Annotated in this window: 30 protein-coding genes; 9 read left to right on the top strand and 21 right to left on the bottom strand. The window is 64.4% G+C overall.

Annotated features, from left to right (window positions below; translation table 11 throughout):
* Positions 1 to 760: glycosyltransferase (locus tag GBO37_RS02130; protein ID WP_252926823.1), on the top strand; the 760-nt coding region annotated here is incomplete at its 5' end.
* Here GBO37_RS02130 and GBO37_RS02125 read toward each other — a convergent pair.
* Genes GBO37_RS02125 through GBO37_RS02100 form a run of 6 tightly spaced genes read right to left on the bottom strand, consistent with a single transcriptional unit; the run spans position 757 to position 5,698 of the window.
* Positions 757 to 1,347 carry a hypothetical protein gene (locus GBO37_RS02125; RefSeq protein ID WP_045981878.1) on the bottom strand — a complete coding sequence of 197 codons (591 nt, stop codon included), beginning with the start codon at positions 1,345 to 1,347 and terminating at the stop codon, positions 757 to 759. The genes GBO37_RS02130 and GBO37_RS02125 overlap by 4 nt on opposite strands.
* Entirely contained in the window at positions 1,344 to 2,168 is an 825-nt protein-coding gene (locus GBO37_RS02120) for an ABC transporter permease (protein WP_045981879.1), read from the bottom strand. Before GBO37_RS02120 ends, GBO37_RS02125 begins: the two co-directional genes overlap by 4 nt.
* Positions 2,165 to 2,887 carry an ABC transporter ATP-binding protein gene (locus tag GBO37_RS02115; RefSeq protein WP_252926822.1) on the bottom strand — a complete coding sequence of 241 codons (723 nt, stop codon included), beginning with the start codon at positions 2,885 to 2,887 and terminating at the stop codon, positions 2,165 to 2,167. Before GBO37_RS02115 ends, GBO37_RS02120 begins: the two co-directional genes overlap by 4 nt.
* Before the next feature lie 6 nt (positions 2,888 to 2,893).
* Positions 2,894 to 3,508, bottom strand: a complete 615-nt coding sequence (locus GBO37_RS02110; RefSeq protein ID WP_252926820.1) for a hypothetical protein — start codon at positions 3,506 to 3,508, stop codon at positions 2,894 to 2,896.
* Between the two features lie 37 nt (positions 3,509 to 3,545).
* Positions 3,546 to 4,517, bottom strand: a complete 972-nt coding sequence (locus GBO37_RS02105; RefSeq protein ID WP_252926818.1) for a YVTN family beta-propeller repeat protein — start codon at positions 4,515 to 4,517, stop codon at positions 3,546 to 3,548.
* Between the two features lie 8 nt (positions 4,518 to 4,525).
* Positions 4,526 to 5,698: an ABC transporter substrate-binding protein gene (locus GBO37_RS02100; protein WP_045981882.1), complete on the bottom strand. Its 1,173-nt coding sequence runs from the start codon at positions 5,696 to 5,698 to the stop codon at positions 4,526 to 4,528.
* A gap of 175 nt (positions 5,699 to 5,873) precedes the next feature.
* Between GBO37_RS02100 and GBO37_RS02095 the strand changes: the two genes are divergently transcribed.
* From GBO37_RS02095 to GBO37_RS21535, 3 genes are all read left to right on the top strand, one after another.
* Positions 5,874 to 6,380, top strand: coding sequence for a DUF3280 domain-containing protein (locus GBO37_RS02095; RefSeq protein WP_252926816.1), 507 nt, complete (start codon positions 5,874 to 5,876; stop codon positions 6,378 to 6,380).
* A complete protein-coding gene (locus GBO37_RS02090; protein ID WP_045981884.1) occupies positions 6,377 to 6,934 on the top strand; it encodes an SRPBCC family protein in 558 nt (185 codons plus the stop codon). The genes GBO37_RS02095 and GBO37_RS02090 overlap by 4 nt, the downstream gene beginning before the upstream one ends.
* A gap of 66 nt (positions 6,935 to 7,000) precedes the next feature.
* Complete coding sequence (locus GBO37_RS21535; protein WP_252926815.1) at positions 7,001 to 7,864, top strand: YncE family protein; 864 nt, start codon at positions 7,001 to 7,003, stop codon at positions 7,862 to 7,864.
* On the opposite strand, the gene GBO37_RS02080 is transcribed toward GBO37_RS21535, so the two are convergent.
* From GBO37_RS02080 to hrcA, 11 genes are all read right to left on the bottom strand, one after another.
* Positions 7,839 to 8,369 (bottom strand): PQQ-dependent catabolism-associated CXXCW motif protein, encoded by a 531-nt coding sequence (locus GBO37_RS02080; RefSeq protein ID WP_252926814.1) that lies wholly within the window; start codon positions 8,367 to 8,369, stop codon positions 7,839 to 7,841. The two genes, GBO37_RS21535 and GBO37_RS02080, sit on opposite strands and share 26 nt — an antisense overlap.
* Positions 8,366 to 9,187 (bottom strand): quinoprotein dehydrogenase-associated putative ABC transporter substrate-binding protein, encoded by an 822-nt coding sequence (locus tag GBO37_RS02075; protein WP_252926813.1) that lies wholly within the window; start codon positions 9,185 to 9,187, stop codon positions 8,366 to 8,368. The genes GBO37_RS02080 and GBO37_RS02075 overlap by 4 nt, the downstream gene beginning before the upstream one ends.
* On the bottom strand, positions 9,184 to 9,846 hold the full coding sequence (locus GBO37_RS02070; RefSeq protein ID WP_252926812.1) for a c-type cytochrome, methanol metabolism-related: 663 nt from the start codon (positions 9,844 to 9,846) through the stop codon (positions 9,184 to 9,186). Before GBO37_RS02070 ends, GBO37_RS02075 begins: the two co-directional genes overlap by 4 nt.
* Before the next feature lie 129 nt (positions 9,847 to 9,975).
* Positions 9,976 to 11,778, bottom strand: coding sequence for a methanol/ethanol family PQQ-dependent dehydrogenase (locus GBO37_RS02065; RefSeq protein ID WP_252926810.1), 1,803 nt, complete (start codon positions 11,776 to 11,778; stop codon positions 9,976 to 9,978).
* A gap of 169 nt (positions 11,779 to 11,947) precedes the next feature.
* Complete coding sequence (gene fghA, locus GBO37_RS02060; protein WP_252926808.1) at positions 11,948 to 12,781, bottom strand: S-formylglutathione hydrolase; 834 nt, start codon at positions 12,779 to 12,781, stop codon at positions 11,948 to 11,950.
* Positions 12,771 to 13,274 (bottom strand): N-acetyltransferase family protein, encoded by a 504-nt coding sequence (locus GBO37_RS02055; RefSeq protein ID WP_371927453.1) that lies wholly within the window; start codon positions 13,272 to 13,274, stop codon positions 12,771 to 12,773. Before GBO37_RS02055 ends, fghA begins: the two co-directional genes overlap by 11 nt.
* A gap of 14 nt (positions 13,275 to 13,288) precedes the next feature.
* Positions 13,289 to 13,921 (bottom strand): ATP-dependent Clp protease proteolytic subunit, encoded by a 633-nt coding sequence (locus GBO37_RS02050; RefSeq protein WP_045981891.1) that lies wholly within the window; start codon positions 13,919 to 13,921, stop codon positions 13,289 to 13,291.
* A 79-nt stretch (positions 13,922 to 14,000) separates the two neighbouring features.
* The gene (locus GBO37_RS02045; protein WP_252926802.1) at positions 14,001 to 15,131 is read right to left on the bottom strand and encodes an S-(hydroxymethyl)glutathione dehydrogenase/class III alcohol dehydrogenase; all 1,131 of its coding nucleotides are present in this window, start codon (positions 15,129 to 15,131) and stop codon (positions 14,001 to 14,003) included.
* 108 nt (positions 15,132 to 15,239) lie between these two features.
* Entirely contained in the window at positions 15,240 to 15,824 is a 585-nt protein-coding gene (gene gfa, locus GBO37_RS02040) for an S-(hydroxymethyl)glutathione synthase (protein ID WP_139598320.1), read from the bottom strand.
* A 107-nt stretch (positions 15,825 to 15,931) separates the two neighbouring features.
* A complete protein-coding gene (locus GBO37_RS02035) occupies positions 15,932 to 16,462 on the bottom strand; it encodes a nucleotide exchange factor GrpE (protein WP_045981894.1) in 531 nt (176 codons plus the stop codon).
* A 6-nt stretch (positions 16,463 to 16,468) separates the two neighbouring features.
* Positions 16,469 to 17,524 carry a heat-inducible transcriptional repressor HrcA gene (gene hrcA / locus GBO37_RS02030; protein ID WP_045981895.1) on the bottom strand — a complete coding sequence of 352 codons (1,056 nt, stop codon included), beginning with the start codon at positions 17,522 to 17,524 and terminating at the stop codon, positions 16,469 to 16,471.
* 86 nt (positions 17,525 to 17,610) lie between these two features.
* Here hrcA and rph point away from each other — a divergent pair, with 86 nt between their 5' ends.
* Genes rph through GBO37_RS02005 form a run of 5 tightly spaced genes read left to right on the top strand, consistent with a single transcriptional unit; the run spans position 17,611 to position 20,819 of the window.
* A complete protein-coding gene (gene rph, locus GBO37_RS02025; RefSeq protein WP_045981896.1) occupies positions 17,611 to 18,324 on the top strand; it encodes a ribonuclease PH in 714 nt (237 codons plus the stop codon).
* Complete coding sequence (locus GBO37_RS02020) at positions 18,321 to 18,929, top strand: non-canonical purine NTP pyrophosphatase (protein ID WP_045981897.1); 609 nt, start codon at positions 18,321 to 18,323, stop codon at positions 18,927 to 18,929. Before rph ends, GBO37_RS02020 begins: the two co-directional genes overlap by 4 nt.
* A complete protein-coding gene (locus GBO37_RS02015; protein ID WP_148910807.1) occupies positions 18,922 to 19,296 on the top strand; it encodes a RidA family protein in 375 nt (124 codons plus the stop codon). The genes GBO37_RS02020 and GBO37_RS02015 overlap by 8 nt, the downstream gene beginning before the upstream one ends.
* Positions 19,293 to 20,459 carry a radical SAM family heme chaperone HemW gene (hemW, locus tag GBO37_RS02010; RefSeq protein WP_252926799.1) on the top strand — a complete coding sequence of 389 codons (1,167 nt, stop codon included), beginning with the start codon at positions 19,293 to 19,295 and terminating at the stop codon, positions 20,457 to 20,459. The genes GBO37_RS02015 and hemW overlap by 4 nt, the downstream gene beginning before the upstream one ends.
* A gap of 15 nt (positions 20,460 to 20,474) precedes the next feature.
* A complete protein-coding gene (locus GBO37_RS02005) occupies positions 20,475 to 20,819 on the top strand; it encodes a YbaN family protein (RefSeq protein WP_252926796.1) in 345 nt (114 codons plus the stop codon).
* 42 nt (positions 20,820 to 20,861) lie between these two features.
* On the opposite strand, the gene GBO37_RS02000 is transcribed toward GBO37_RS02005, so the two are convergent.
* The 4 genes from GBO37_RS02000 to mnmG are packed head-to-tail and all read right to left on the bottom strand — an operon-like array spanning position 20,862 to position 24,979.
* Positions 20,862 to 21,755, bottom strand: coding sequence for a ParB/RepB/Spo0J family partition protein (locus GBO37_RS02000; protein WP_045981901.1), 894 nt, complete (start codon positions 21,753 to 21,755; stop codon positions 20,862 to 20,864).
* Positions 21,755 to 22,540, bottom strand: a complete 786-nt coding sequence (locus GBO37_RS01995) for a ParA family protein (RefSeq protein ID WP_252926793.1) — start codon at positions 22,538 to 22,540, stop codon at positions 21,755 to 21,757. Before GBO37_RS01995 ends, GBO37_RS02000 begins: the two co-directional genes overlap by 1 nt.
* Positions 22,533 to 23,123 (bottom strand): 16S rRNA (guanine(527)-N(7))-methyltransferase RsmG, encoded by a 591-nt coding sequence (gene rsmG, locus GBO37_RS01990; RefSeq protein WP_252926790.1) that lies wholly within the window; start codon positions 23,121 to 23,123, stop codon positions 22,533 to 22,535. The genes GBO37_RS01995 and rsmG overlap by 8 nt, the downstream gene beginning before the upstream one ends.
* Positions 23,120 to 24,979 carry a tRNA uridine-5-carboxymethylaminomethyl(34) synthesis enzyme MnmG gene (gene mnmG, locus GBO37_RS01985; protein WP_252926787.1) on the bottom strand — a complete coding sequence of 620 codons (1,860 nt, stop codon included), beginning with the start codon at positions 24,977 to 24,979 and terminating at the stop codon, positions 23,120 to 23,122. The genes rsmG and mnmG overlap by 4 nt, the downstream gene beginning before the upstream one ends.
* Positions 24,980 to 24,982 lie beyond the last annotated feature (3 nt).

Raw genomic sequence — 24,982 nt, 5'->3', positions numbered from 1 at the left:
CGGCATGCAGCTTGCGCGAGACGAGGCGCAGGCCGACTGGACCGTGGTCATGGACGATGACGGTCGCCCCGCGCCCGGCGCCATCGAAGCCTTCCGGGCGATGGATCTGTCGGAATGGGACGCGATCGGCGCCGCGGTGCATCACCCCGACGGCCGCATCTGCGAGATGAACCGCCCCTATCGCAATCCGTTCTGGAATCCGGGGGCCTTCCTGCGCACCCTGGCGCGGATGCCCCTGGGCCGCGGCCGTGCCGGGTTCCATCTGGGCGATGGTGATTACCGGACCGGGTCGCCGGTCGTGCGGGTGGACATGAGCAGCTTCGTCGGCCTGTTCCTGTCGCACGCGGCGCTGCAGCGGGCCGGGCTGCCCGACCCGCGCCTGTTCATCTATGGCGACGACCAGCTGTACACGCTGCAGATGCGCCGTGCCGGACTGCGCATCGGGTTCGCGCCGCAGGTGCGGTTCGATCACGACACCACGGCCCTGCAGGCGCAGGGTGGTGTCGTGCTGAGGCCGATGTGGAAGGTGTTCTACATGTATCGCAATGCGCTGATGGCCTATCGGGTGGCGGCGGGACCGTGGTTCTGGCCACTGGTCCCGGTGCTGCTGCGCAAGTGGCGGCGCAAGGCCGGCGATTATGGCCCCGACGCCGCCCTGTTTCGGACCATCCTGGATCAGGCGGTGCGCGACGGGCTGGCGGGCCGGCTGGACCGCAGCCATGACGACATCCTGCGACTGTCGCGCAGCGACGCGCCCTAGTCCAGCTGGCCGGCGATGGCACGGCCCAGCGTGAAGATGCGCTGTTCCAGGATCACCGGCGTCTCGCACACATAGGTCAGCGACTGCTGGCGTTCGGTGAAGATACGCTGATCCCAGTCCAGGGCCTTTTCCTCGGCGTCGATGGCGTCGAAATCGGGGGCCTCGGCGGCCTCCATTTCGGCCATGCGGGCGCGGCGTTCCTCGATCCGTTCGGACAGGTCCACCTGCGACCGGCCATAGCGCGCGATGCCCGCGATCAGCGCGCTGCGGTCACTGTCGATCCGGTCGAAGATTGCCTGCATCAGTGCGACCAGATGCGTGTCTGGGGCCTCGGCTCCGAATTCGGCGATCTCCGTCTCGGCCTCCTCGATCGGCAGGCGGCGCTGTTCCAGACGTTCGGCCAGGCGGGCGATGTCGGGATCGCGGGCAAGGGCCAGCGTCTCGTCGTCCGGGATGGGGCCGGTCCAGACCTGGCCCATCGACAGATGCGGCTGCTTGCGCTGGATGCAGGGCCAGTCGGGATCGGTCCCCGCCGCGCCGAAGGCGGGACCGGCCAGCAGCGCCAGGGCCAGGGTGATGCGGATCATGCGGGACCTCCTTTCCGCCGGGCCCACAGGCCCTTTTGCGGATCATACATGAAGACCGCCGCGCCGAAGAACCCCGCCAAACATCCTAGGACCACCGCCAGGGCGGTCCAGTTCACCTGCATGTACAGCGCAAACCGGATCAGCTCGACCGCGTGGGTGAAGGGATTGACGGCGCAGATGTCGTGCAACAGCGGGCTGCTTTCGCGCATCCGCCACAGCGGGTACAGCGCGGACGAGGCAAAGAACATCGGGAAGATCACGAAGTTCATGACACCCGCGAAATTCTCCAGCTGGCGGATCGCGCTGGACAGGAACAGACCCATCGCGCCCAGCATCAGCCCCGACAGGATCAGCGCCGGGATCACGGTGACATAGCCCCAGACGGGCGGGCGGATGCCCCACCAATACGCGATGGCCAGGAAGGTGAACACCTGGATGATCGACACGATCACCCCCGCGATCAGCTTGGATCCCAGCAGGTACCAACGCGGAAACGGGCTGACCAGCAGCGTGCGCATGGCCCCGGTCTCTCGGTCGTAGACCATCGACAACGACGACTGCATGCCGTTGAAGAGCTGGATCATCGCGACCAGGCCAGGGGTCACGTAGACCTCGTACAGGACATAGGTCTGATAGGGCGGCGTGATCGACAGACCCAGCACGGCGCGGAACCCGGCGGCAAAGATGAACAGCCAGACCAGCGGGCGCACCAGTGCCGCCAGGAAGCGCCCGCGCTGGTTGACGAAGCGCAGCGTCTCGCGGCGCGCGATGCCCAGAAAGGCGGTCAGCCAGCCGCGGGGGCGGTCGGTGGGTGCGGTCATGGCGCGACTCCGGTCAGGTCCAGGAAGGCGCGCGTCAGCCCGTGCGGCCCGGCGATGTCGGCAGCGCGACCCTGGCGCAGCACCCTGCCGCGATGCAGGATCACCAGGTCGTCGGCGGGGTCGATCTCGTCCATGATATGGGTGGCCCACAGGGCGGACACGCCGKCGCGGGCGATCAGGCGGCGGGTCAGTGCCAGCACCTCGGCCCGCGACTTCACGTCCAGGCCCACCGTCGCCTCGTCCAGCAGCAGCAGGTCGGGGCTGTGGATCAGGGCGCGCGCGATCTCGGCCCGGCGCGACTGGCCGCCGGACAGGGCGGTGACGCGGGTGTCGGCCTTGTCGGCCAGATCGACCTGGCCCAGCACCTGGTCGATGCGTGGCCGCGCCAGCCTGCCGGGTATCCCGTGCAGGCTGGCGTGATAGATCAGGTTCTGGCGGATCGTCAGGTCGGCATCCATCGCGCGGCTTTGAAAGACCACGCCCAGACGGGCCAGCGCCTGCGACGGTTCGCGCCGCAGGTCGTGCCCCGCCACGCGGATCATCCCCGACCGGTTGTTGTAGAGCCGCGTCACAAGCGAGAACAGCGTGGTCTTGCCCGCGCCATTCACCCCCAGAAGGGCGGTGAATCCGCCGCGCGGCACCGTCAGCGACACATCGTCCAGTGCCTGCACGGCACCGAAATTGTGGCTGACATGGTCGATCTGCAACGCGGCGGTCAATGAACCCTACTGGATGTTGAATACGGCTTGCAGACTGTCGCCCGAAGAACCCGGCACTGACAAGGTGTATCGACCGGGCAGCACCGCGACAAAGCTGAGGACCGCCGTGCCGTCGGCATCGAATTCGATGCTGTGCACGCCCATCGGCCGGATCTCGGTGTCGCCGATGACGATCTCGTTGATCCAGATCGCGCGGAAGAAGTCGCCGCCCGACAGGGCCAGCTCCTGGCTGCCGTCGGCCACGATGTTGATGCGATAGTAGCCGCCCGACTTGATCGTGTATTCGCCGCCCGCGACGGGCTGGCCGGATGCCAGCGTCAGGGGCGCCAGGTCGGTACGATTTTCCCGCGCCAGAAGGCCCGAGAAGCCGTAATCGAACATGCCGGTCGCGTCATAGGTCCCCTCGGACGGCGCCTCCTCCTCCTCGTCGTCATCATCCTCGTCCGCCTCGACGGCCTCGCCCGATTGGGTGCCCGCCTCGGCGGGTTCGCCCACCACGGCATCGCCGCCGGGTGCCTGCTCGGTAGAGGCGTCGGGGGCCGCGGCATCCTGGGCGTTGGCGGGCACCGCCAGGATCAGGGCCAAGGCGGCACCGGACATCAGTTTCGTCAGCGTGGTCATGGAATCTCTCCTCCTCAGGATATGCAGGGATGCCGGATCAGTCCGGGGCGACGACGACACCCCAGGGCTGCTGCCCCACGGGAACCGAGCGAACGACCTCGTTGGCGGCCACGTCGATGATCGACACGTCGTTGGAATTGCCGTTGGTGGTATAGAGGTATTTCTCGTCCGGGCTGAAGGCCAGCTGCCAGACCCGCTGCCCGACCAGCAGGTAATCAGTCACCTCATCAGTGGTGGCGTCGATCACGGCGACCCGGTTGGCCGGCCCCAGGGCCACGAACAGCTTGGACCCGTCGGACGTCACGCGCGCGCCGACCGGCTGGATCGCCTCGGGCAGGACGCCGGGGATGTCGAAACTGATCTTCTTGGTGATCGTCTGCGTGGCCGGGTCGATCACGCTGACCGTGCCGCCGATCTCGGACGTTACGTATAGCTTGGTTCCGTCGGCCGTGTACTGGGCAAAGCGCGGGCGGCTGTCGACCAGCACGTTGGCGGTGATCTGGAACGTCTCGGTGTCGATGAAATGCGCCATGTTCGTCGTTTCCGACGTGTTGATCACGACCTTGCCATCGGGGCTGACGCCCATGCCCTCGGGCTCGACGCCGACCGGCACCTCGGCCAGCATCTGGTGGGTCTTGGTGTCGACCACGGTGACGATGTTGTCGTCCTCGTTGGCGATGAACAGCGGGTTGCCCGACGGATGCAGCACGAACAGCTCCGGGTCCGGACCCGACGGCAGGGTGTGCATCTCCTCCATCGTCTCGGGGTTGAAGACGCGCACCAGGTTGTCGTCCGACGCGCAGACATACAGCTCGGTCCCGTCGGGGCTGATGGTGATGCCGCGGGGGCGGTTGCCCACGGGATAGGTTCCGATGACCTCGAACGTCTCTCCGTCCAGGACGGTGACGTCGTTGCTGCGTTCGTTGGTGACGAAGACACGGTTCGCCAGGGCGGGTCCGGCGGCAAGCATCAGCGCAAGCCCGGTGGTGGCACTCAGAAGATGTCGCATGCGGCCTCTCAGAATTGGCATTGGGTTTCGGGGCGGTCGACGCCCAGCGTGTCCAGCTGGCTGGTCTGATGCAGGTACTGGTCCTGCGGGCTGACCGAGGTGGTCAGCACGCCGGTGGTCAGCAGGATGGGTTGGCGCACCTGGTGGTCCCAGTCGCGCACCGTCAGGGCCTGGCCCTTGAACCCCGCGACGTCGAAATCGGGGGACAGGATGAACTCCTTCAGCGCGGCGGGGTCGCCGGAATTGGTGCGGGTCGCCGCCTCTCCGACGATGCGCAGCGACAGCCAGGTCTGGTAATCCTCCTCGCGGATCGGGCGGGCGGCCAGCTTCTCGAAGCGGTTCTGGAACTGGGTGCCGCCCCAGGCCTCCATCGCCGGATGCCAGCTGCGCGGCACCAGCCCGGCGGATCCCGCCACCGGGCGCGCGTCCCAGGTCAGATAGGGCAGATAGGCGGCGAAGACGTCCGCCTCGTCCGCGGCGATGACCACGTCATGGTCCGCGGCGCGCTGCGTAAAGACGGGCATCTGCGCCTGGACCTGTACGTGACCGCTGTCGGTGCGGCGCGCGCCGCCGGTATCGGTGTATTCACGCTCCTCGACGATCTGGGCGCCGAACTTGGCGGCGCTGGTGCGCCAGGCCTGGGCCAGCGCCTGGTCCTCGGGATGGCTGCCGTGGATCAGGAACCAGCGGGGCCAGTTCTTCCACATCAGGAACTGCGTCATGGCGTCGGTCAGCATCGCGCGGCTTGGCGCGACGTGGATCGTGTTGAACCGGCAATCGGTCCCGCGCAGGTTGTCGCCGCGCGCCATCGCATTGAAGACCATCGCCCGGTCCCCCGCCTGGTCGGCCAGGGCCAGGGTCGTCGCGTCATCGGCCAGAAGCACGATGAACTGCACCCCCTCGTCCAGCAGGCGTGCCATCTCGGCCTCGGCGGTCTCGGGGGTGGCAGCCACCTCCTCGGCCTCGAAGTCCTGGCCCATGAAGCGGCCGGTGGTGTCGTTGTCCTCGATCGCCAGGCGCGCGCCCGCAAAACCCAGATCGGCGGGCATCAGGTCCAGCCGCGAGATCGGCGGCAGGCCAGGGTCGTCGACCCGCAGCACGGCCGTGCGGATCTGCACCGGGTCCGGGGTCTGGGCCGCGACAGGCTGGGCCAGTGCCACGGCACCAGCCAAAAGTCCCATGATTCCTTTGAACATTTCGTCTCTCCCTGCAGGCATGGTGGGGGGTGATCCGGGATGCGGCAAGCCGGTTATTGTTCCCGTTTCGTCCGGGAACTTTTCCCTCAACCCAAAGTCGGGGGCGGCTGCACCTTTTGTCTTAATGGACGCCTGCCCGACCCCGGCGCATGGTCGGGGAATGACCCGTTTCGGCCTGATATCGACCTTGCTGCTGGCCCCCATGGCCGCCCTTGCCCAGCCGGCACCGCCCCCGGGGACCGCGACCTGGTTCGGCCTGCATTACATCGACACCTCGACCGAGGGAGCCATCAACGGCGTCCGCGCGGACGAGACCGCGCGCATCGCCATGGTCGAGGATTTCATCGCCGAAGACCTGACCGGACGCGGCTTTGCCCTGACCCCGCCCCCGGCCGAGGCGGTGGCGGGCATCCTGAACCCGGTCCGGTCGAACGGCGCCGATACCAAGATCGCCCGCGGGATGGGATCGGACTATGCCATCGCCGGAGAGGTGCAGAAGGTCTCCAACCTGATCCAGTCGGTCAATCTGACCCTGCGCGATGCCGAAACCGGAGAGACCGTGCGCGCCGGATCGGTCGAGATCCGCGGCAACACCGATGACGCGTTTCGGCGCGGCTACAGCTATCTGCTGAGAAATGTGATCTTTCGGGAGGAACGGAAGGAATGAGGACGACGACAGTTCTGGCGGGCGCGCTTGGTGCGGTGCTGGCCCTGACGGGGATGGCGGGGGCGCATGGCCCGTCGCGCCTGAAGACGGAAAAGACCGTGACGCTGGATGCCACCCCCGCCGAGGTATGGGAGGTGATCGGCCGCTTCGACGACATGAGCTGGCATCCGGTGGTCGCCTCGACCGCGATGACGCCCGAGGGTGCGGCAGCGGACGTTCCCGACGAATCGACCCGCGTGCTGACACTGAACGGCGACGGGGCGCCCACCATCACCGAACAGCTGATGGCCATCGACAACGACAAGATGATGTACAAGTACATGATCACCGAGGTCGACACGGCGGTCCTGCCGGTGACCAACTACTCCTCGACGCTGCAGGTCAGCGACAAGGACGGCAAGGCCGAGGTCCTGTGGAAGGGCGGCTTCTATCGCGGTTTCCCGAACAACGAACCCCCGGCCGAACTGAACGACGATGCCGCCATCGCAGCGGTCGACGGCGTCTATCAGGCCGGGCTGGACGCCCTGGCGGAACGCTTTGGCCGCGTCGAATAGGTGCGGGGCGCGTTCTTGGCGCTGCTGCTGACAGGGTCCCCGGTCTTGGCCGGGGATCTTGCGTTCGTGACCTCGCAGAACGCCGATGCGTTGTCGGTGATCGACCTGGGGACGGGCGCGATCATTGCGACGGCCGACATTCCAGATGCCCCTGCGCCTGTAGCCTATGACCCGCAGGTCGGACGCGTCTATGTCATTGCCGCCGACAGCGGACGCCTGCACGTGTTGGACGAAGACGCCTTGCCCTTGGCCCATCGGGACCTGGGCGCCGGGGCCTTCGGATTGGCCGCGGCGGGCGATGGCGGGGTCTTCGTCACCAACTGGTACGGTGCGCGGCTGACCCGGCTGGACGCCGACCTGCAGCCGGTATGGAGCGCGCCCACCGGCGACGCGCCGGCAGGCGTGGCGACCGACGGTATGGGCCTGGTGGCGACGGCCGATCGTGATTCGGATCAGGTCAGCATATTCGACGCCGGGACCGGGGCGCTGCTGCATCGCGTGGCGACGGCCGGGGCGCATCCCTTCGGCGTGACCTTCCATGACGGACAGCTGTTTTCAGCCGATGTACAAGGGGATGTGGTGTCGGTCATCGATCCGGTCGCGGGGCGGCTGACGGGCCGGGTGCCGACCGGCAGCCATCCCTATGCCGTCGCCTTTGCCGGGGGGCGGGGTTTCGTCACCGACCAGTATGACGGCACCGTCACCGTGTTCGACGCAGCCACGCTGGACCCGGTGACGACCGTCACCATGGGCGATTATCCCGAAGGAATCGCGACCCTGCCCGACGGCAGCGGCGTCGCCGTCGCGAACTGGGATTCGGACACGCTTACGATTCTGGATGCCAAGACGCTGGTGGTGACGCACAGCATCGACGTGCCGTCAGGTCCCCGCGCCTTCGGCAGCTTTACGGGGCGACAGGCTCCACGGTGACCAGCGGCTGGCCGGCCTGTTCCCAGGCATCCGTGCCGCCGGGAAACCAGATCACCGGGTCAAAGCCCCATTCGACCGCCCGCCGCGCGGCGTTCCAGCTCATCCAGCAGTCGGACCGGCAAAAGATCACCACGGGGCGATCGGGATCGCCAGCCTTGGCGCGGGTCAGCCCATCGCGCAGGCGCGCTTCCTCGGCAGGGGACAGGGCTTCGTACCCGGTGTCCCACAACCATTCGGCGCCGGGAATCGAGCGGTGGGGCGGCTCGTTCCAGATCGTCCCTTCTGGAAGGCCCGCGGGCTTGGCCTTGGGCCGCGGTAGCACGTCCAGAAACGCCGCCTGCCCCTGCAGGGCGATGGCCTGACCCACGTCGATGACCTGCGCCCCGACCAGCGTTGCAGGAACCGCAGAGCGATAGGGTTCGCCGTGATAGGTGTCGGGCTCGGGCACGGTTTCGGCCCGCGCCGCAGGTGCCAGCAGCAGCGCCAGCACCAGCAGGCGGATCACGGCAGCACTTCCTTGCCATAGTCGTCGACCAGCGGCACCCCGGCATCGTGCAGGATCTGGTTGATGCCGTCCTGATTGCGACGGATCAAGCTGTTCAGCTCGCGCTTCCATTCCTGCTCCTCGGGGCGCACGCCCATGGTGATGCGGAAGAACAGGCGCGGCGACGCCTCCTCGTGCAGCAGGGGCGTGAACTGCAGGTCGGGGTCGTCCTTGACGCGAGGTCCGGCCAAGGGGCCCCACAGCACGGCGGCGCCCGTCGCACCGCTGCGGACATCCTCCAGCAGATCGCCCATCGGATCCTCGACCCGGCGGTCGACGAACAGATCCGCGCCGCGCATGTTGGGCGCCAGACCCGCCCGCGCCAGATGCGTGGCAGGAGGCGTGCCCGCCACGACGCCGATGCCGACCTCCTTCAGCGCCGGGTCGCTGAGGCGGTCAACCTTGGCCAGCGGACCGTCCTTGCGCGTCACGATGCCATAGACCGAGGTGTAGTAGTGGTTGGTGTTCTGGACCAGTTCGTCCCCTTGGGCGTAGCCGATCACCACGTCGCAATTGCCCTCCCGCAGGGTGCGTTGCACGAACCCCATGCCCGACGGGAACCAGAAATAGGTCACCGGCAGTCCAAGCTGCTGGCCAAAGAACTCGGCCAGCTTGTTCTCGAACCCGCTGCCGTCGCGGCTGGACATCGGCGCGTTCGCGGGGTCGGCGCAGACCCGGAACTGGGTGGTGGAGCGCAGATCCGCCACCTGGGCCGCGGCCGGGGTGGACAGCACCCCCACCGCCAGCACCAGCCCGGCAAGGCGTCCTAGGGCCGTCAACTGGACATGCAGGAATCTTCCTGCGCGGTATACTCTTCTGACTTGTCGGCGCGTTCCGCCGGACGACCGCGACCGATCTCGCCGGTGCCATGCGCCAGCAGATAGACATAGATGTCGTCGATATAGCACCAGACGTTCTTGTTGGTGCCGAAGGCGGGCATGACCGAGTTCGTGCCCTGCCGGCCCGACGCCACGGTCTGCATGAAGTCGTAATAATCCATGCGCAACACCGATTCCTTCAGCGCGGGGGCATAGGTCGACCCCTCGCCGTCAGGACCGTGGCAGACATGGCATTCCGCGTGATAGCGGCGGAAACCGTTGAAGGTCGCGAAATCGACGACGCCATCCTCGACCTTGAAGGTCGGAATGCCCTCGTCATTGCGCCAGCGGCCGTCCAGCTCCTCGACCGGGGTCATGTCCTGGCCGTTGGGCAGGACATGGGCGCCTGCCGCTGCGGTCTCGGTCCCTTCGGCGGCTGCGTCGGCTGCAGGTTCGGCGGCTGCGGCATCGGCGGGGGCCTCTGCCGCGGCATCACCCGACACGGCGGCGGCCGCACCAGCGCCCGCGTCCGCCGGGGGCGTCGTTTCGGTCTGCGCCCAAGCCATGCCGGCCAAAGACGCGCCCAGGACCAGCGCCGTGAGGCTGGTGATGGCTTTCATGTCGGAAGTCCTCCCAAAGTCGTCTGTCTCCTCAGACGGTTCCGCCCCAGTCTAGTGCTGGGGCGGCGCCGTCATAGGTCACGCTTGCGTATGCGGAACGAAAGTATGAGACGCCCCGCGGCCGGCAGATCAGTCCGGCAGTTCGAACACGGTCAGCTGACCGCCCAGTTCGGTATAGTCGCTGAGGGCCGCATAGCCGCCCACGGCACCCAGACCGTCATTGGGATTGGTCAGACCGGCCGCCAGACCGATGCCCGCCCATCCGCCGACACCCGACAGAACCGCGACATACTGCTTGCCGTTGTTCTCGTAGGTCATGGTGTTGCCGATGATGCCCGACGGCGTCTTGAAGCTGTAGAGCTCCTCGCCCGTCTCGGCGTCGACAGCCTTCAGGTAACCTTCCAGCGTGCCGTAGAAGACCACGTCGCCCGCGGTCGCCAGGGCGCCCGACCAGACCGAGAACTGCTCCGGCAGCGACCACTTGATCTCGCCCGCGACGGCGTCCCAAGCGATGAAGTTGCCCATGCCGCCATGGCTTTCGGGGGCCGGATACATCGACAGCGTCGCGCCGACATAGGGCTGACCCGCGGTATAGGCGACGCGGAAGGGTTCATAGTCCATGCAGACGTGGTTGGTCGGCACATAGAACAGGCCGGTCTTCGGCGAATAGGACGCCGGCTGCTGGTCCTTGGAGCCCAGCGCCGCCGGGCAGACGCCGGTGGTGTTGGTGTCCTCGCCGTTCTGGGCGGTCGAGTATTCCGACACGACCAGCGGACGGCCGTAGGTCTCGGAGTCCTTGTTCATGTCGACTTCGGTCGCCCAGTTGACGGCCGGGTCGAACTTTTCGGCCACCAGCAGTTCGCCCGTCTCGCGGTCCAGCGTGTAGCCGAAGCCGTTGCGGTCGAAGTTCACCAGCAGCTTGCGCATCTGGCCGTCGATTTCCTTGTCGACCAGGATGTTCTCGTTCACGCCGTCATAGTCCCATTCGTCATGGGGCGTCTTCTGGTAGAACCACTTGGCCATGCCGGTATCGGCGTCGCGGGCCATGATGGTCATGGACCAGCGGTTGTCGCCGGGACGCTGCGACGGGTTCCAGGTCGACGGGTTGCCGGTGCCGTAATAGACCAGGTTCAGGTCCGGGTCATAGGAATACCAGCCCCAAGTCGAACCGCCGCCGATCTTCCACTGATCGCCTTCCCAGCTGTTCAGCGAGCTGTCGGCGCCGATGGGCTTGCCCAAGTGCATAGTGGTTTCCGGATCAACCAGCATCTCCTCGTCGGGGCCGGTCGAATAAGCTTTCCAGACTTCGGACCCGTCGGCCAGACTGTAGGCAGTGATGCGGCCGCGCACGCCGTATTCGCCTCCCGACACGCCCACGATCACCTTGTCGCCCACTGGCAGCACGGTCGCGGTGTTCGTCTCGCCGATGGCCGGGTCACCGGTCTTGACCGACCACTTGACCTCGCCGGTCTTGGCGTCAAGCGCCACCAGCGTCGTGTCGGCCTGGTGCGACAGGATCAGTCCGTCTGCATAGGCCGGACCGCGATAGACGGTGTCGCAGCACATGACCGCGATGACCTCGGGGTCCTGCTGGGGCGTATAGCGCCACAGGATCTTGCCATTGTCGTTCAGGTCCAGCGCGAAGATGTTGTTCGGAAAGGGCGTGTGGACATACATTACGTTGTCCACGACCAGCGGTCCGCCCTCGTGTCCGCGCAGCACGCCGGTCGAGAAGGTCCAGGCGACGCGCAGATCGCCGACGTTCTCACGGGTGATCTGGTCCAATTCGGAATACCGGGTGTTGGCATAGTCGCCGGTCTGGATGGCCCATTGTCCGGCCTCGGCGGTCTCGGTCAGGACGCTTTCATTCGCGTAAGCCGATGCGCCGGTCAAAAGCAGCGCGACAGCCGCGCTGTTCAAGAGATGTTTCATCGAGTGCTCCTCCGCTCCCCGGATAAGCGCCGCGGATTTCCTCCCCCCGCGGCATTCCATGTCCAAGTAGTTGGTCGGGCACCCCCTTGCGTCAATCGCGGCCCCTGCCCTTTGCCCCTAAAGTCTTATGGGAAAACGGCAGGGGCGTCGGGAATGTTCGGCAATCGGTTCAGACCAGCCGTTCGGCATGCCAGAAGACATGGTCGGCCATGAAGCTCTGGACGAAGAAGTAGCTGTGGTCATAGCCCGGATGCATGCGGAACTGACCGGGCTGGCGGCGCGCCATCATCGCATGGGCCAACGATTCGGGACGCAGCAGGTCCAGAAACTGGTCGTTGGCGCCCTGGTCGATCAGCACCTCTCCGGGATAGCCTTTCTCGGTCATCAGCAGCGTCGCGTCATGGGCCCGCCACGTGGCGCGATCCTCGCCCAGATAGGCCGTGAACTGCTTGCGGCCCCAGTCCGATTCCGTCGGGTTCGCGATCGGAGAGAAGGCCGACACCGACTTGTAGCGGTCGGGATGGGTCATCGCGATGGTCAGCGCGCCGTGCCCGCCCATCGAATGGCCGGTGATGCCCATCGCATCGCGGTCGATGGCGAAATTGTCGGACACCAGTTCGGGCAGTTCATGGACGATGTAATGCCACATCTGGAAATGCGGCTTCCACGGGTCCTGCGTGGCGTTCACGTAAAAGCCCGCACCCTGGCCCAGGTCATAGGCCTCGTCGTTGGCCACACCCTCGCCGCGGGGCGAGGTGTCGGGAAAGATGATCGCGATGCCGGCCTCGTCGCACCATTGCTGGGCGGCGGCCTTGGTCATCGCGTTGTCGTGAGTGCAGGTCAGGCCGGACAGGTACCACAGAACCGGTACGCGCCCGTGCAGCGCCATCTCCGGCAGGTAGACGGCAAAGGTCATGTCGGTGTCGGTGGCCTGCGACTTGTGGCGATAGACGCCTTGGGTGCCGCCGAAGCTGCGGGTTTCGGACAGGGTCTCAAGGCTCATCGGGCTCTCCCTTCAGGGTGTGGAACATGACCAGCCCATCGACCGGTCCAAGCTGGGGATGACGAAACGCCCCCGGCAGCCGGCCGACAATGGAAAATCCGGCCTTCTGCCACAAATGGACGGCATCGGCATTGGTCGACACCACGAAATTGAACTGCATCGCGGCGAATCCCTGCGCGGCGGTCCATGATTTGGCATGTTCGACCAGCCCGCGGGCGACGCCCCGGCCCCGCGCGTCCGGATGGGTCGCAAAGGACGCGTTGGCGACATGCGACCCGCCTGCGGGGCGGTTCGCGCCCACATGGCTGGTCCCCAGGATGCGGCCGTCCAGCACCGCGACGAAGGCCGTGAAGGGATGCCCGAACCAGTCGGCGATCGCCTCGGGGCGGGTGATGTCGCGGGGGATGCAATAGGTTTCTCCGGCACGATAGACGGGCTCCAGGATGGCCCAGATCGCGTCGTGATCGGCGGGGGKGGCCGGGCGGATGGTCAATCCGCCCCCTGCCGTCATTTCAGGTCGTCCGCGCTGCGGATCACCTGGCCCAGCAGGCCGTAATCCAGCGCCTCCTGCGTGTTCAGCCAGAAATCGCGCTGCGTGTCCTTCTCGATCCGCTCGACCTTCTGACCGGTCGCCTCGGCGAAGATCTGGTTCAGGCGATCGCGCATCAGGCGCACCTGTTCCGCCTGGATCATCATGTCCGAGGACGTGCCGCCGATCCCGCCCGAGGGCTGGTGGATCAGGAAGCGGGTGTTGGGCAGGCAGTAGCGGTTTTCCTTCTTCGCCGCGACGAAGATCAGCGCGCCGGCGCTGGCGACCCAGCCCGACCCGATGGTGCGCACGGTGGGACGGATGAACTTGACCACGTCGTGGATCATGTCGCCCGATTCCACATGCCCGCCGGGGGACGAGATCAGCATGTTGATCGGCTTGTCGCTTTCCTCGGCCAAGGCCAGAAGGTGGGCCACGGTGCGCTGCGCCAGCTTGTCGTTGATGGCGCCGGCGACGATCACCGTGCGCGACTTGAAGTACAGCTTGCCGATCTTGTCGCCTTCGGGCAGGCCCAGCCCGCCCTCTTCCTTGTGGCGGCGGTCGTCTTCTTGCGGTTCGTCGTCGTCATCGTCCAGCCACTGGTGACGCATCGGCCTGCTCCTTGTTCTCTCTCATGGCGACGGCGGGACCGGGGCCCCGCCGTTCTTTTACCTAAGCAGCCATGAAGGATCAGTAAAGGACGACCGAGCGGATCGATTCACCGTGATGCATCAGATCGAAGCCCTTGTTGATGTCGTCGAGCGGCATCGTGTGGGTGATCATCGGGTCGATCTCGATCTTGCCGTCCATGTACCAGTCGACGATCTTGGGCACGTCGGTCCGCCCGCGCGCGCCGCCGAAGGCCGTGCCCTTCCAGACCCGGCCGGTGACCAGCTGGAACGGGCGGGTGCTGATCTCGGCGCCCGCCGCGGCCACGCCGATGATCACCGACACGCCCCAGCCCCGATGGGTGCATTCCAGCGCGTCGCGCATCACCTTGGTGCTGCCGGTCGCGTCAAAGCTGTAATCGGCGCCGCCGATCTGGTCGAAGGGGGTCTTGGTCATCTCGACGATGTGCTGGACGATGCCGCCATCGATTTCCTTGGGATTGACGAAATGCGTCATGCCGAAGCGTTCGGCCATCTCGCGGCGGTCGTTGTTCAGATCGACGCCGATGATCATGTCCGCGCCCGCCAGCCGCAGGCCCTGCACGACGTTCAGGCCGATGCCGCCCAGGCCAAAGACCACCGCTTTGGCGCCGATCTCGACCTTGGCAGTGTTGATGACCGCGCCGATGCCGGTGGTCACGCCGCAGCCGATATAGCAGATCTTGTCGAAGGGTGCGTCCTCGCGGACCTTGGCGACCGCGATCTCGGGCAGGACCGTGTGGTTGGCGAAGGTCGAGCAGCCCATGTAGTGATAGATCGGCGTGCCATCCAGCATGCTGAAGCGGGTCGTGCCGTCGGGCATCAGGCCCTTGCCCTGGGTCGCGCGGATCTTGGTGCACAGGTTCGTCTTGCCCGACAGGCAGGACGGGCATTCGCGGCATTCGGGCGTGTAGAGCGGGATGACGTGATCGCCGACCTTCAGCGAGGTGACGCCGGGGCCGACCTCGACCACGACGCCCGCGCCCTCATGGCCCAGGATGGCGGGGAAGATGCCTTCCGGGTCGTCGCCCGAACGGGTGAATTCGTCGGTATGGCAGATACCGGTGGCCTTGATTTCAATCATGACCTCGCCGGCCTTGGGGCCTTCCAGGTTGACCTCCATCACTTCCAGCGGTTTGCCGGCCTCTAGGGCCACGGCGGCACGGGTTCTCATGACTATTCTCCTGTTCCCTCACGGGCTTGTCGGTCGGGCGTTTCAGTCAGGTCTAAGGGGCCGACAAGCGGCCCCTTGGCTGTTCTTCCAGTCTAATGCGCATCCCCGTCAAGCGGGCAGCGCACCGGAGCGCTTGGCGATGCTGGTGGCGATCGCGTCCATCAACGGCGGGGACAGTGCGTCATAGGGCTCCAGCCCCAGTTCGCGCAGGCGCGAACGAATGCCGTCCATGCGGCTTGGTTCGACCCCCGATTCGATGACGGAGCTGACGAATGCCGCGAATTCCGGCGCCGACCAACCCTGTTCCCCCGACAGTTCGGTATGCACGAAGTCCAGCCCGTAGAACGGATGGTCCTTGTTCTCGATCCGGCCGTACATGTGCACGCCGCACTCGCGGCAGCGGTGGCGCTGGATGGCGGCCCCAGCGTCCACGACCTCCAGCTTGTCGGCGCCCTCCAGGACCTCGACGGAATCGCGGGACACCACGGCGATCTGGCTGAACACCGCATCGTCGGGTTTCCAGCACTTGGTGCAGCCGCAGACATGGTTGTGGGCGGTCTGCGCGCTGACCCGGACCTTGACCGGGTTGGTCGCGCAGTGACACGTCAGGACCCCGCCCGAGAAGCCCGGGCTGCCTTTCGCGATGCCGTGATCGACGGCAGGGTGGATATGCACCCCCTGAGTGCTGGTCATCATCCCCTCCTCTGGCTGACCGGTGTGACCAAGCGTCGCGCCATCGGGAACATTCGGCAAGTCAGCGGAAGGTAGCAGCCCGGCCCACGGACCGGGCTGCGAATCGGTCAGCTGGCGGGGGTCGAGGACACGCCGACCTTGGCCGGGCGCAGCAGGCGGTCGTGCAGCATGAAGCCGTTATCCATCACCTGGATGATGTGGCCCGCGACGGTGCCGGGGACCGCGGCCTCGAACATCGCCTCGTGGTGGGTGGGGTCGAACTTGTCGCCGGCCTCGGGGCGGATGATGGTCACGCCGTGCTTGGTGAACACGTTGGACAGCTCGCGCAGGGTCAGTTCGACCCCCTCGATCAGGGCGGCGGCGGCGGTGCGCTGCTCCTCTCCCGCGGCGTCCAGCGCGCGGGTCAGGGCGTCATGCACGGGCAGCAGATCGCGTGCCAGGCGCGATCCGCCGTAATTCTCGGCGTCGCGGCGGTCCTTGTCGGCCCGCTTGCGCGAGTTTTCGGCATCGGCCAACGCGCGCATCCACTTGTCGCGCAGCTCGTCGCGCTCGGCGGTCAGCTGGGCCAGCGCGTCATCGGGCTCTGCCAGGGGGTCATCCATGAATTCGTCCATGGGCTGTTCGTTCTGCTCGGTCATTTCACTTCATCCTTTCCGGCCGGACAGCACCCGCCCGACCAGCTGCGCGGTATAATCGACGATCGGCACGATCCGGCCGTAATTCAGCCGGGTCGGCCCGATGACACCCACCGCACCCACAATTTTCCGGTCGGCATTCATATAGGGTGAAACCACCAGAGCGGAACCCGAAAGTGAAAAAAGCTTATTCTCGGAGCCGATGAAAATGCGCACACCCTCGCCCCGTTCGGTCAGTTCCAGGAACTCGACGATGTCGCGCTTGCGTTCCAGGTCGTCGAACAGCACGCGGATGCGGTCCAGGTCGGCGGCCTCGCGGTCCAGCAGGTTCGCGCGTCCCCGCACGATCAGGCGCGGGTCGGTGGCCTCGGCGCCCCACAGCGCGATGCCCGATTCCACCAGCTCTGCGGCCAGCACGTCCAGTTCGCGCCTGCGGGCGTTGATCTGCTGGGACAGATGGCCGCGCAGTTCGGCCAATGTCTTGCCCTCGGCCATGGCGTTCAGGAAATTGCCGGCCTCGCGCATCGATGACGGGGTCTGGCCGGGCGGGGGGGTAAAGATGCGGTTCTCGACATGGCCGTCGGCAAAGACCAGAACCACCAGCGCCCGATCCGGACCCAGGCTGACGAATTCGATATGGCGGATCGGCGCTTCGTGCTTGGGCATCAGGACCAGCGACGCGCCGCGCGTGATCGAGGACAGCGCCGTGCTGACACGGTCCAGCAGCACCCCGGTCTCGGGGTCGTCATTGCCAAGCGTCTGGTCGATGGCGGCACGGTCGGTCGAATTGACGGCATCGATCTCCATCATGCCGTCGACGAACAGGCGCAGGCCCATCTGCGACGGCAGGCGCCCTGCGGATGCATGCGGGCTGTCTAGCAGGCCCATGAATTCCAGGTCCTGCATCACGTTTCGGATGGTCGCGGCGCTGACCTTTTCGGACAGCGCGCGGGTCAGGGTGCGAGAGCCCACCGGCTCTCCGGTCTCCAGATAGGATTCGACGACCCGGCGAAACACCTCGCGGGACCGGTCGTTCATCTCGTGCAGCAGCGATTCCTGGTTCATGCGCCCCGTCTTGTGACCCTCGGTGGGGTTGCGTGATGGTGCCCCCGGACGGTATGGGCATCCTAACCTCACGAAAAGGAACAGTCATGCGCCCGTCCGGCCGGAATCTAGCCCAAATGCGTCCGATTTCAATTGAAACCGGGGTGATGCGCCACGCCGAGGGGTCCTGTCTGATCCGGTGCGGCGACACGCATGTCCTGTGCACCGCCACCATCGAGGACAACCCGCCGCGTTTCCTGAAAGGCACCGGCCTGGGCTGGGTCACGGCCGAATACGGCATGCTGCCACGCGCCACGAACACGCGCAACCGCCGTGAGGCAGCCCAGGGCAAGCAGTCGGGCCGCACGCAGGAGATCCAGCGCCTGATCGGCCGCAGCCTGCGCGCGGGCATCGACCGCAGCGTCCTGGGCGAACGCCAGATCAGCATCGACTGCGACGTGATCCAAGCGGACGGCGGCACGCGCTGTGCGTCCATCACCGGGGGCTGGGTGGCGCTGCGGCTGGCGGTGAACAAGCTGCTGAAGGCCGGCGCGATCTCCAGCGACCCGATCCTGGACCACGTGGCGGCCGTCAGCTGCGGCATCTATGCGGGTCAGCCGCTTCTGGACCTGGACTATGCCGAGGACAGCGAGGCCGGGACCGACGGCAACTTCGTGCTGACCGGTGCGGGCCGCCTGATCGAGGTGCAGATGTCGGCCGAAGGCGCGACCTTCTCGCGCGACGAGATGGGACGTCTGCTGGACCTGGCCGAGGCCGGGATGGCCGATCTGGTCGCCGCGCAGAAGGCGGCCGTGGCATGAGGCAGTTCACCGACAAGCGGCTGCTGGTCGCGACGCACAACGCCGGCAAGCTCGACGAGATGCGCGCCCTGCTGGCGCCCTATGGCGTCGAGGTGGTCGGCGCGGCCCAGATGGGTCTGGCCGAACCCGCCGAAACCGAGGACAGCTTCGTCGGCAATGCCCGCATCAAGGCACGCGCCGCCATGCAGGCGACCGGCCTGCCCGTCCTGTCGGACGACAGCGGCATCTGCGTCGATGCCCTGGGCGGCGCGCCGGGCGTCCAGACCGCGGACTGGGCCGAAACGCCCCAGGGCCGCGATTTCGCCATGGCCATGGAGCGCACCTGGCGCGAATTGGAGGCCGTGGACGCCCCTGCCCCGCGTCGTGCGCAGTTCCGCTGCACGCTGGTGCTGATGTGGCCCGACGGCCACGAGGAGGTGTTCGAGGGCGTTCTGCCGGGCCAGGTCGTCTGGCCGCCGCGCGGGGCCGAGGGTCACGGCTATGACCCGATCTTCCAGCCCGACGGACACCCCGTCACCTTGGGAGAGATGCCCGCCAAGACCAAGAACAGCCTCAGCCATCGCGCCCGTGCCGTGTCGCGCATGATCGAGGCCTGCTTTGCATAGGCTGACCACCGGATCGCCCTTCGAGGCGCGGCTGGCCTACAGCCGCGCCGTGGTCAAGGGCGACTGGTGCTTCGTGTCGGGTGTCACCGGCTACGACTATGCCGACATGACCATGCCAGAGGATGCCTGCCAGCAGGCGCGCAACTGTTTCACGACGATCTTTCTAGTGCTGGAGCAGGCGGGCTTTGCGCCTGCCGACATCGTTCGGGTGCAGTACACGATCACCGATGCCGCGCTGGTCGACGTCATCGCCCCCGCCCTGTCCGATGCGCTTGGCGACATCCGGCCTGCGGCCACGATGGTGGTCGCGGGCCTGATCCGGCCCGAGATGCGCGTCGAGATCGAAGTCACGGCGTTCCGCGGATGACGGTCGCGGGCGAGGATTGGCGTGCCGGGGGGTTCGGCCTTTATGTGCATTGGCCCTTCTGCGCGGCCAAGTGCCCCTATTGCGATTTCAACAGCCATGTCGTGGCCCATGTCGATCAGCGCCGATGGGCAGACGCCCTGTCCGCCGAGATCGTGCGCCTTGCCGCCGAAACGCCGGACCGGCATCTGGGCAGCATCTTCTTTGGCGGCGGTACCCCATCGCTGATGCTGCCCGAGACGGTCGATGCGGTGATCCGCGCCGCCCAGGCCGGGTGGGGCTTTGCCAACGATATCGAGATATCGCTGGAAGCCAATCCGACCAGCGTCGAAAAGGGCCGCTTTCGCGGATTTGCCGATGCGGGTGTGAACCGCCTGTCGATGGGGATACAGGCACTGAACGACACCGACCTGCACCGGCTTGGCCGCATGCATTCCGTGGCCGAGGCGCGCACGGCATTCGACGTCGCGCGCAGCGTCTTCGACAGGGTCAGTTTCGACCTGATCTATGCCAGACAGGGCCAGGATCGCACCGCTTGGCGGGCGGAACTGCGCGAGGCGCTGTCCATGGCCGTAGATCATCTGTCGTTGTATCAGCTGACGATCGAGCCCGGCACGGCGTTTGGCGCACGGGCCGAGGCGGGCAAGCTGCGCGACCTGCCCGATGACGACCTGTCGGCCGACATGTATTTCGACACCCAGGACCTGTGCGAGGCTGCCGGCATGGGATGCTATGAGATTTCGAACCACGCCCGCCCCGGCGCGCAGAGCCGTCACAATCTGGTCTATTGGCGCCAAGGGGACTGGGCGGCCGTCGGTCCCGGTGCGCATGGACGGCTGACCCTGCCCAACGGACGCATGGCGACCGAGGCGCATCGCATGCCCGGAGCCTGGCTTCAGGCGGTGGAAACAACCGGAACCGGAGAGGTGCCGCGCGACGCCATTCCCGCACATGAGCAGGCGACCGAGTACCTGTTGATGTCCCTGCGCCTGACCGAAGGCCTGGACGAAGCGCGCTATGCGGCCTTGTCCGGCAAGCCGCTGGAGGAGCATGCGGTGACGTCACTGATCGACATGGGGATGATCGACCGCCGTGATGGGCGCATCCGGGCAACCGCGCAGGGCCGGCCGGTGCTGAACGCGGTTCTGCGCGAACTGGCGGCCTGACCGATGCGGCGCCGGATGTGGCTGGTCTTGGGATGGCTGTTTGCCCTGTGCGGGATCATCGGTGTCGCCTTGCCGGTGGTGCCGACGGTCCCCTTCCTTCTGGTGGCCGCGTGGGCCTTTGCACGATCCTCTCCGACATTGGAGCGCCGGATCCTGGATCACCCCACCTACGGACCACCCGTGCGTGCGTGGCAGGAACGTGGTGTCGTCGGGCGATTGGCCAAGATCTGGGCCATCACCGCGATGAGCTCCGGGGTCGGCATTTCGTGGTGGGTGGGGATGCCGCCTTGGGTCGTTGCGACTCAGGCGGCGATCTGTGGACTGGTCGCGCTGTTTCTTATAACGCGACCCAGCCAATAATCAGGATTTGGCAGCAACTCCCTTACCATATACTATATATGGTCAGCGATTACCTCCAAGAAGCTGGCACAGCTGATCCAGTTGGTCCAGATCACGATAGGTGATCGTCAACTGCCCCCCGTCTGCACCGCCATGTGAAATCTGCACGCGCATCTTCAGATGAGCACCCAGATCTGCCTCCAGCGCCTTGGTATCGGCATCCTTTGCAGCGCTTCGCGAGGCCTTGCGCGGCTTTTCACCGCCGTCCTGCGACAGCTTTCGCACCATCTCTTCGGTATCACGGACCGACAGGCCTTTTTCACTGACCCTACGGGCCAACTGCGCGGCGTTGGGAGCCGTGATCAAGGCGCGGGCGTGCCCCGCACTGAGCTTGCCGTCCTTGACCATATCCTGGACAGAATCGGGCAATGACAGCAGCCTGAGGAGGTTTGCGATGTGACTGCGGCTCTTGTTCAGCGCTTCGGCCAGTTTTTCCTGCGTATGACCGAAACGGTCCATCAGTTGCCGGAACGATGCCGCTTCTTCGATCGCATTCAGGTCGGCACGCTGAATGTTCTCGATGATGGCGACTTCAAGAACCTCGGTATCCGACATGTCGCGGATGATGACCGGCATCTCATGCAGTTGCGCCATTTGGCCCGCACGCCAGCGCCGTTCGCCCGCGACGATCTGATAGAGATCCTTGTCCTGTGGGTGGGGACGCACGATAAGGGGCTGAAGCACACCGCGCTGTCGCAGGGAGGCGGCAAGCTCCTGTAACGCATCCGGATCGAAGGTCCGACGCGGCTGGTCAGGATTAGCGGTGATCTGCTCAATTGGGAGCATCATGCGGTCTCGCGATTGCGCAGGACCTGCGCTGTCGCCCAAGTCCATGTCGGCCATCAATGCGGACAGACCCCGGCCGAGGCCACGTTTCGCAATTTTGCTGTCCGACATCACGCAATCTCCGGGATCAGTTTCAGGCGCGCCGTGAATTCGGTCGCGAATTGACGATATGCGTGGCTACCCTTTGACGACGGATCATAGATCAACACCGGCTGCGCATGTGACGGGGCCTCGGACACGCGGACGTTTCTGGGAATGACCGTGGGATACACAAGATCGCCAAGCGTCTCGCGCGCGTCTGCCTCTACCTGCTGCGACAAGTTGTTCCGATAATCTGACATCGTAAGAAGAATGCCATTGATGCGGAGCTTGGGATTGGCGCCTTGGCGGACCTGCTTCACCGTACCCAGCAACTGCGACAAACCCTCCAAGGCATAGAATTCCGCCTGAAGCGGAACAAGAACACTGGACGCCGCGACCATCGCATTAACCGTCAACAGACCCAAGGCCGGAGGACAGTCGATCAGCACGATCGTTCCATGTGGTGCATCAGATAGCTGGCGTTCCAAAAGACGTGTGCGATCAGCAACTTGGGACAGTTGTACATCGGCAGACGCAAGATCGGATGTCGATGGGACAACCCGCAGGTTCGGAACCGCAGTGTCGACGGCTGCAGTCATGAGATCCGCATCGCCGGTCAAAAGGTCATAGACCGTGAAATCACGGTCTCCGGTCCCAATCCCCAGTCCCGTTGACGCGTTTCCTTGAGGGTCCAAGTCAACAAGTATTGTCGGATAGCCTGCTTGCGCCAGGGCAGCACCCAAGTTAACAGCGGTCGTCGTCTTGCCAACGCCGCCCTTTTGGTTCGCGATTGCCACAATATGCTGTTCAGGCATGCGAGACTCCGGTAATTTTCAGAATGGCTGCGTCTGGATCTGTTTTACTTGGAAAGCTGGTAACGTCAAATCGCCATTCCTTCCTTGCTTTGTTGCATTCCGCTTTCCACGAACGGCCTTTCAGGAATATTGCTGTGCCCTCCGGGTTCATGTGCCTTCGCACCATCGGAAGAAGGACCGACAACGGAGCAAGCGCGCGAGCAGAAACAAAGTTTGCGGCGAGTGGGGGAACATTTTCTATACGACCTGTCAGGATCGATACATTTTGCAACGATAGCTCTCGAATGACTGTGCGCAAAAACGCCGACTTCCGCTGATCGCTTTCAACTAAGGACACTGTCAGCGGGGCCTTCTGAGCATATATAGATATAACTATTCCAGGAAGTCCGCCGCCGCTTCCAAGGTCCACCCAATTCCCTTGCAGAAATTGTACGTGATCGAAGATCTGAATGCTGTCCTGAATATGTCTTGAGTTGAACTCCGGAAGTGTCGAAGGCGCAACCAAGTTTATTTTCGCATTCCATTTCCGAACGAGAGCTTCGTATGCGATAAGCCTCTCATGTGTTTCACGTGAAACAATCATGCAGTACGACGCACGCTTGTCTTCGAAGCGACGATCAATAGCGTCAAAGCGGCTGGCGTCATTCCTTCAATCTTTGAAGCCTCGAACACAGTTTTAGGTTGACGATCCGACAGCTTTCCACGCAATTCCGACGAGAGACCACCTAAGCCGCTGTAGTCAATATCAGGGTCGAGAGATGTAGTCTCATTAGCTCTAATTAACTCAGCATCTTTATTTTGCCGATCAGTATACTGCTCGTACAAAGCATCGTTCCGCAGTTGCACCAATGTTTCACTGGAGACAGCAGCCAGTTCAGGAACAATATCTGCGAGTTTGTCCGGATTGATATCGCTATGACCGAGCAAGCTAAAGACAGTCCTTCTTTGCCCGTCCCTCGAGACGTGGAATCCGGCATTGCTCAGATCATTCGGTGATAAGAAAACAGAGCTAAGACGGTCGCGTGCATAAGTGTATTTCGATTGACGCGCCTGAAACGACACAGACCGTTCATTCGAAATGCACCCTATCTCTATTGCCATCGGGGTAAGACGTTGATCTGCATTGTCCGCACGTAAGGTCAATCTGAACTCGGCGCGGGATGTAAACATACGATAGGGTTCTGTCACGCCTCTCGTGACCAGATCATCGATCATCACACCGATATAGCTGTTTGTCCGACTAAAGGTCACAGGTGCCTTGTCTGCCGCCTTAAGTGCGGCATTCAAGCCAGCAACGAGTCCTTGGGCAGCTGCTTCCTCGTATCCTGTCGTTCCGTTAATTTGACCTGCCAAGAACAGCCCGCGAACTGATCTGACTGCGAGCGTCGTATCTAGGGACGTGGGGTCGATATAATCATACTCGACCGCATACCCTGGCTGAGTGATCTCCGCGTTCTCCATCCCCCGGATGGACCGAACATAAGCTAGCTGCACATCCTCAGGCAGAGAAGTTGAAATGCCGTTTGGGTAAACGATATCGCTATCCAATCCCTCCGGCTCCAGAAATACCTGGTGGGAATCTTTGTCGGCAAAGCGAATTATTTTATCCTCTATAGAGGGGCAATATCTGGGTCCGCGACCACTGATGTGACCGCCATACATCGCAGATTTCTGAATATTATCGTTGATGATTCGATGTGTCGTCGCATTTGTATGTGTGATCTTGCAATCGATCTGCTGAACTAACGACACGGCAGGAAGATAAGAGAAGGTGACCGGCGTTTCGTCACCTGGTTGAGATTCAAGACTATCCCAATCGATTGACGATTTTCTGATCCGCGGCGGCGTTCCAGTTTTCAGCCGACCCAGTGGCAGGGCAAACTTGGCAAGGCTTTCACCAAGCCTGCTTGCCGCCCTATCCCCCCAACGACCGGCAGGACGGCTAACGTCGCCAATATGTATCATGCCATTGAGGAACGTGCCTGTTGTCAAGACAACCGATTTAGCACGCACGTCTCTTCCGTCGGATAGGCTTACACCTTCGACAACTTTTGCATCGCCAAGAAATTCAACAGCCTCGCCGAACATGATATCAACGCCAACGTAGCTGGAGATAAGCTCCCAAGCGGCGGCGCGATAAAGATCTCTATCCATCTGAGCCCTAGGCCCTTGAACTGCAGGCCCCTTTCGACGATTCAGAAGTCTAAACTGAATACCGGCTTGATCAGCCAGCCGTCCCATCACACCGTCCATCGCGTCAACTTCGCGGACCAGATGACCTTTACCAAGTCCACCGATAGCAGGATTGCAGGATAACGTACCGATGTCCTCGCGGCGCATGGTGATCAGGGCTACGGTTGCACCAAGGCGCGCCGCAGCGGTAGCTGCTTCCAAGCCTGCGTGCCCCCCACCGATGACTGCGACGTCGTAATGTTTCACGTG

The sequence above is a fragment of the Paracoccus sp. 08 genome, assembly GCF_024105395.1.
Lineage (GTDB): Bacteria > Pseudomonadota > Alphaproteobacteria > Rhodobacterales > Rhodobacteraceae > Paracoccus > Paracoccus marcusii.
Note: the sequence above shows the minus strand (reverse complement) of the source record. Positions and strands in the feature narration are given on the sequence as shown.

What these genes read in the sequence shown, in the direction of transcription:
- GBO37_RS02125 (WP_045981878.1), bottom strand. Translation starts at nt 1,347, where the DNA reads ATGATCCGCATCACCCTGGCCCTGGCGCTGCTGGCCGGTCCCGCCTTC.
- GBO37_RS02120 (WP_045981879.1), bottom strand. Translation starts at nt 2,168, where the DNA reads ATGACCGCACCCACCGACCGCCCCCGCGGCTGGCTGACCGCCTTTCTG.
- GBO37_RS02110 (WP_252926820.1), bottom strand. Translation starts at nt 3,508, where the DNA reads ATGACCACGCTGACGAAACTGATGTCCGGTGCCGCCTTGGCCCTGATC.
- GBO37_RS02105 (WP_252926818.1), bottom strand. Translation starts at nt 4,517, where the DNA reads ATGCGACATCTTCTGAGTGCCACCACCGGGCTTGCGCTGATGCTTGCC.
- GBO37_RS02100 (WP_045981882.1), bottom strand. Translation starts at nt 5,698, where the DNA reads ATGGGACTTTTGGCTGGTGCCGTGGCACTGGCCCAGCCTGTCGCGGCC.
- GBO37_RS02095 (WP_252926816.1), top strand. Translation starts at nt 5,874, where the DNA reads ATGACCCGTTTCGGCCTGATATCGACCTTGCTGCTGGCCCCCATGGCC.
- GBO37_RS02090 (WP_045981884.1), top strand. Translation starts at nt 6,377, where the DNA reads ATGAGGACGACGACAGTTCTGGCGGGCGCGCTTGGTGCGGTGCTGGCC.
- GBO37_RS02070 (WP_252926812.1), bottom strand. Translation starts at nt 9,846, where the DNA reads ATGAAAGCCATCACCAGCCTCACGGCGCTGGTCCTGGGCGCGTCTTTG.
- GBO37_RS02065 (WP_252926810.1), bottom strand. Translation starts at nt 11,778, where the DNA reads ATGAAACATCTCTTGAACAGCGCGGCTGTCGCGCTGCTTTTGACCGGC.
- fghA (WP_252926808.1), bottom strand. Translation starts at nt 12,781, where the DNA reads ATGAGCCTTGAGACCCTGTCCGAAACCCGCAGCTTCGGCGGCACCCAA.
- GBO37_RS02050 (WP_045981891.1), bottom strand. Translation starts at nt 13,921, where the DNA reads ATGCGTCACCAGTGGCTGGACGATGACGACGACGAACCGCAAGAAGAC.
- GBO37_RS02045 (WP_252926802.1), bottom strand. Translation starts at nt 15,131, where the DNA reads ATGAGAACCCGTGCCGCCGTGGCCCTAGAGGCCGGCAAACCGCTGGAA.
- gfa (WP_139598320.1), bottom strand. Translation starts at nt 15,824, where the DNA reads ATGACCAGCACTCAGGGGGTGCATATCCACCCTGCCGTCGATCACGGC.
- GBO37_RS02035 (WP_045981894.1), bottom strand. Translation starts at nt 16,462, where the DNA reads ATGACCGAGCAGAACGAACAGCCCATGGACGAATTCATGGATGACCCC.
- hrcA (WP_045981895.1), bottom strand. Translation starts at nt 17,524, where the DNA reads ATGAACCAGGAATCGCTGCTGCACGAGATGAACGACCGGTCCCGCGAG.
- rph (WP_045981896.1), top strand. Translation starts at nt 17,611, where the DNA reads ATGCGCCCGTCCGGCCGGAATCTAGCCCAAATGCGTCCGATTTCAATT.
- GBO37_RS02020 (WP_045981897.1), top strand. Translation starts at nt 18,321, where the DNA reads ATGAGGCAGTTCACCGACAAGCGGCTGCTGGTCGCGACGCACAACGCC.
- hemW (WP_252926799.1), top strand. Translation starts at nt 19,293, where the DNA reads ATGACGGTCGCGGGCGAGGATTGGCGTGCCGGGGGGTTCGGCCTTTAT.
- GBO37_RS02005 (WP_252926796.1), top strand. Translation starts at nt 20,475, where the DNA reads ATGTGGCTGGTCTTGGGATGGCTGTTTGCCCTGTGCGGGATCATCGGT.
- GBO37_RS02000 (WP_045981901.1), bottom strand. Translation starts at nt 21,755, where the DNA reads ATGTCGGACAGCAAAATTGCGAAACGTGGCCTCGGCCGGGGTCTGTCC.
- GBO37_RS01995 (WP_252926793.1), bottom strand. Translation starts at nt 22,540, where the DNA reads ATGCCTGAACAGCATATTGTGGCAATCGCGAACCAAAAGGGCGGCGTT.
- rsmG (WP_252926790.1), bottom strand. Translation starts at nt 23,123, where the DNA reads ATGATTGTTTCACGTGAAACACATGAGAGGCTTATCGCATACGAAGCT.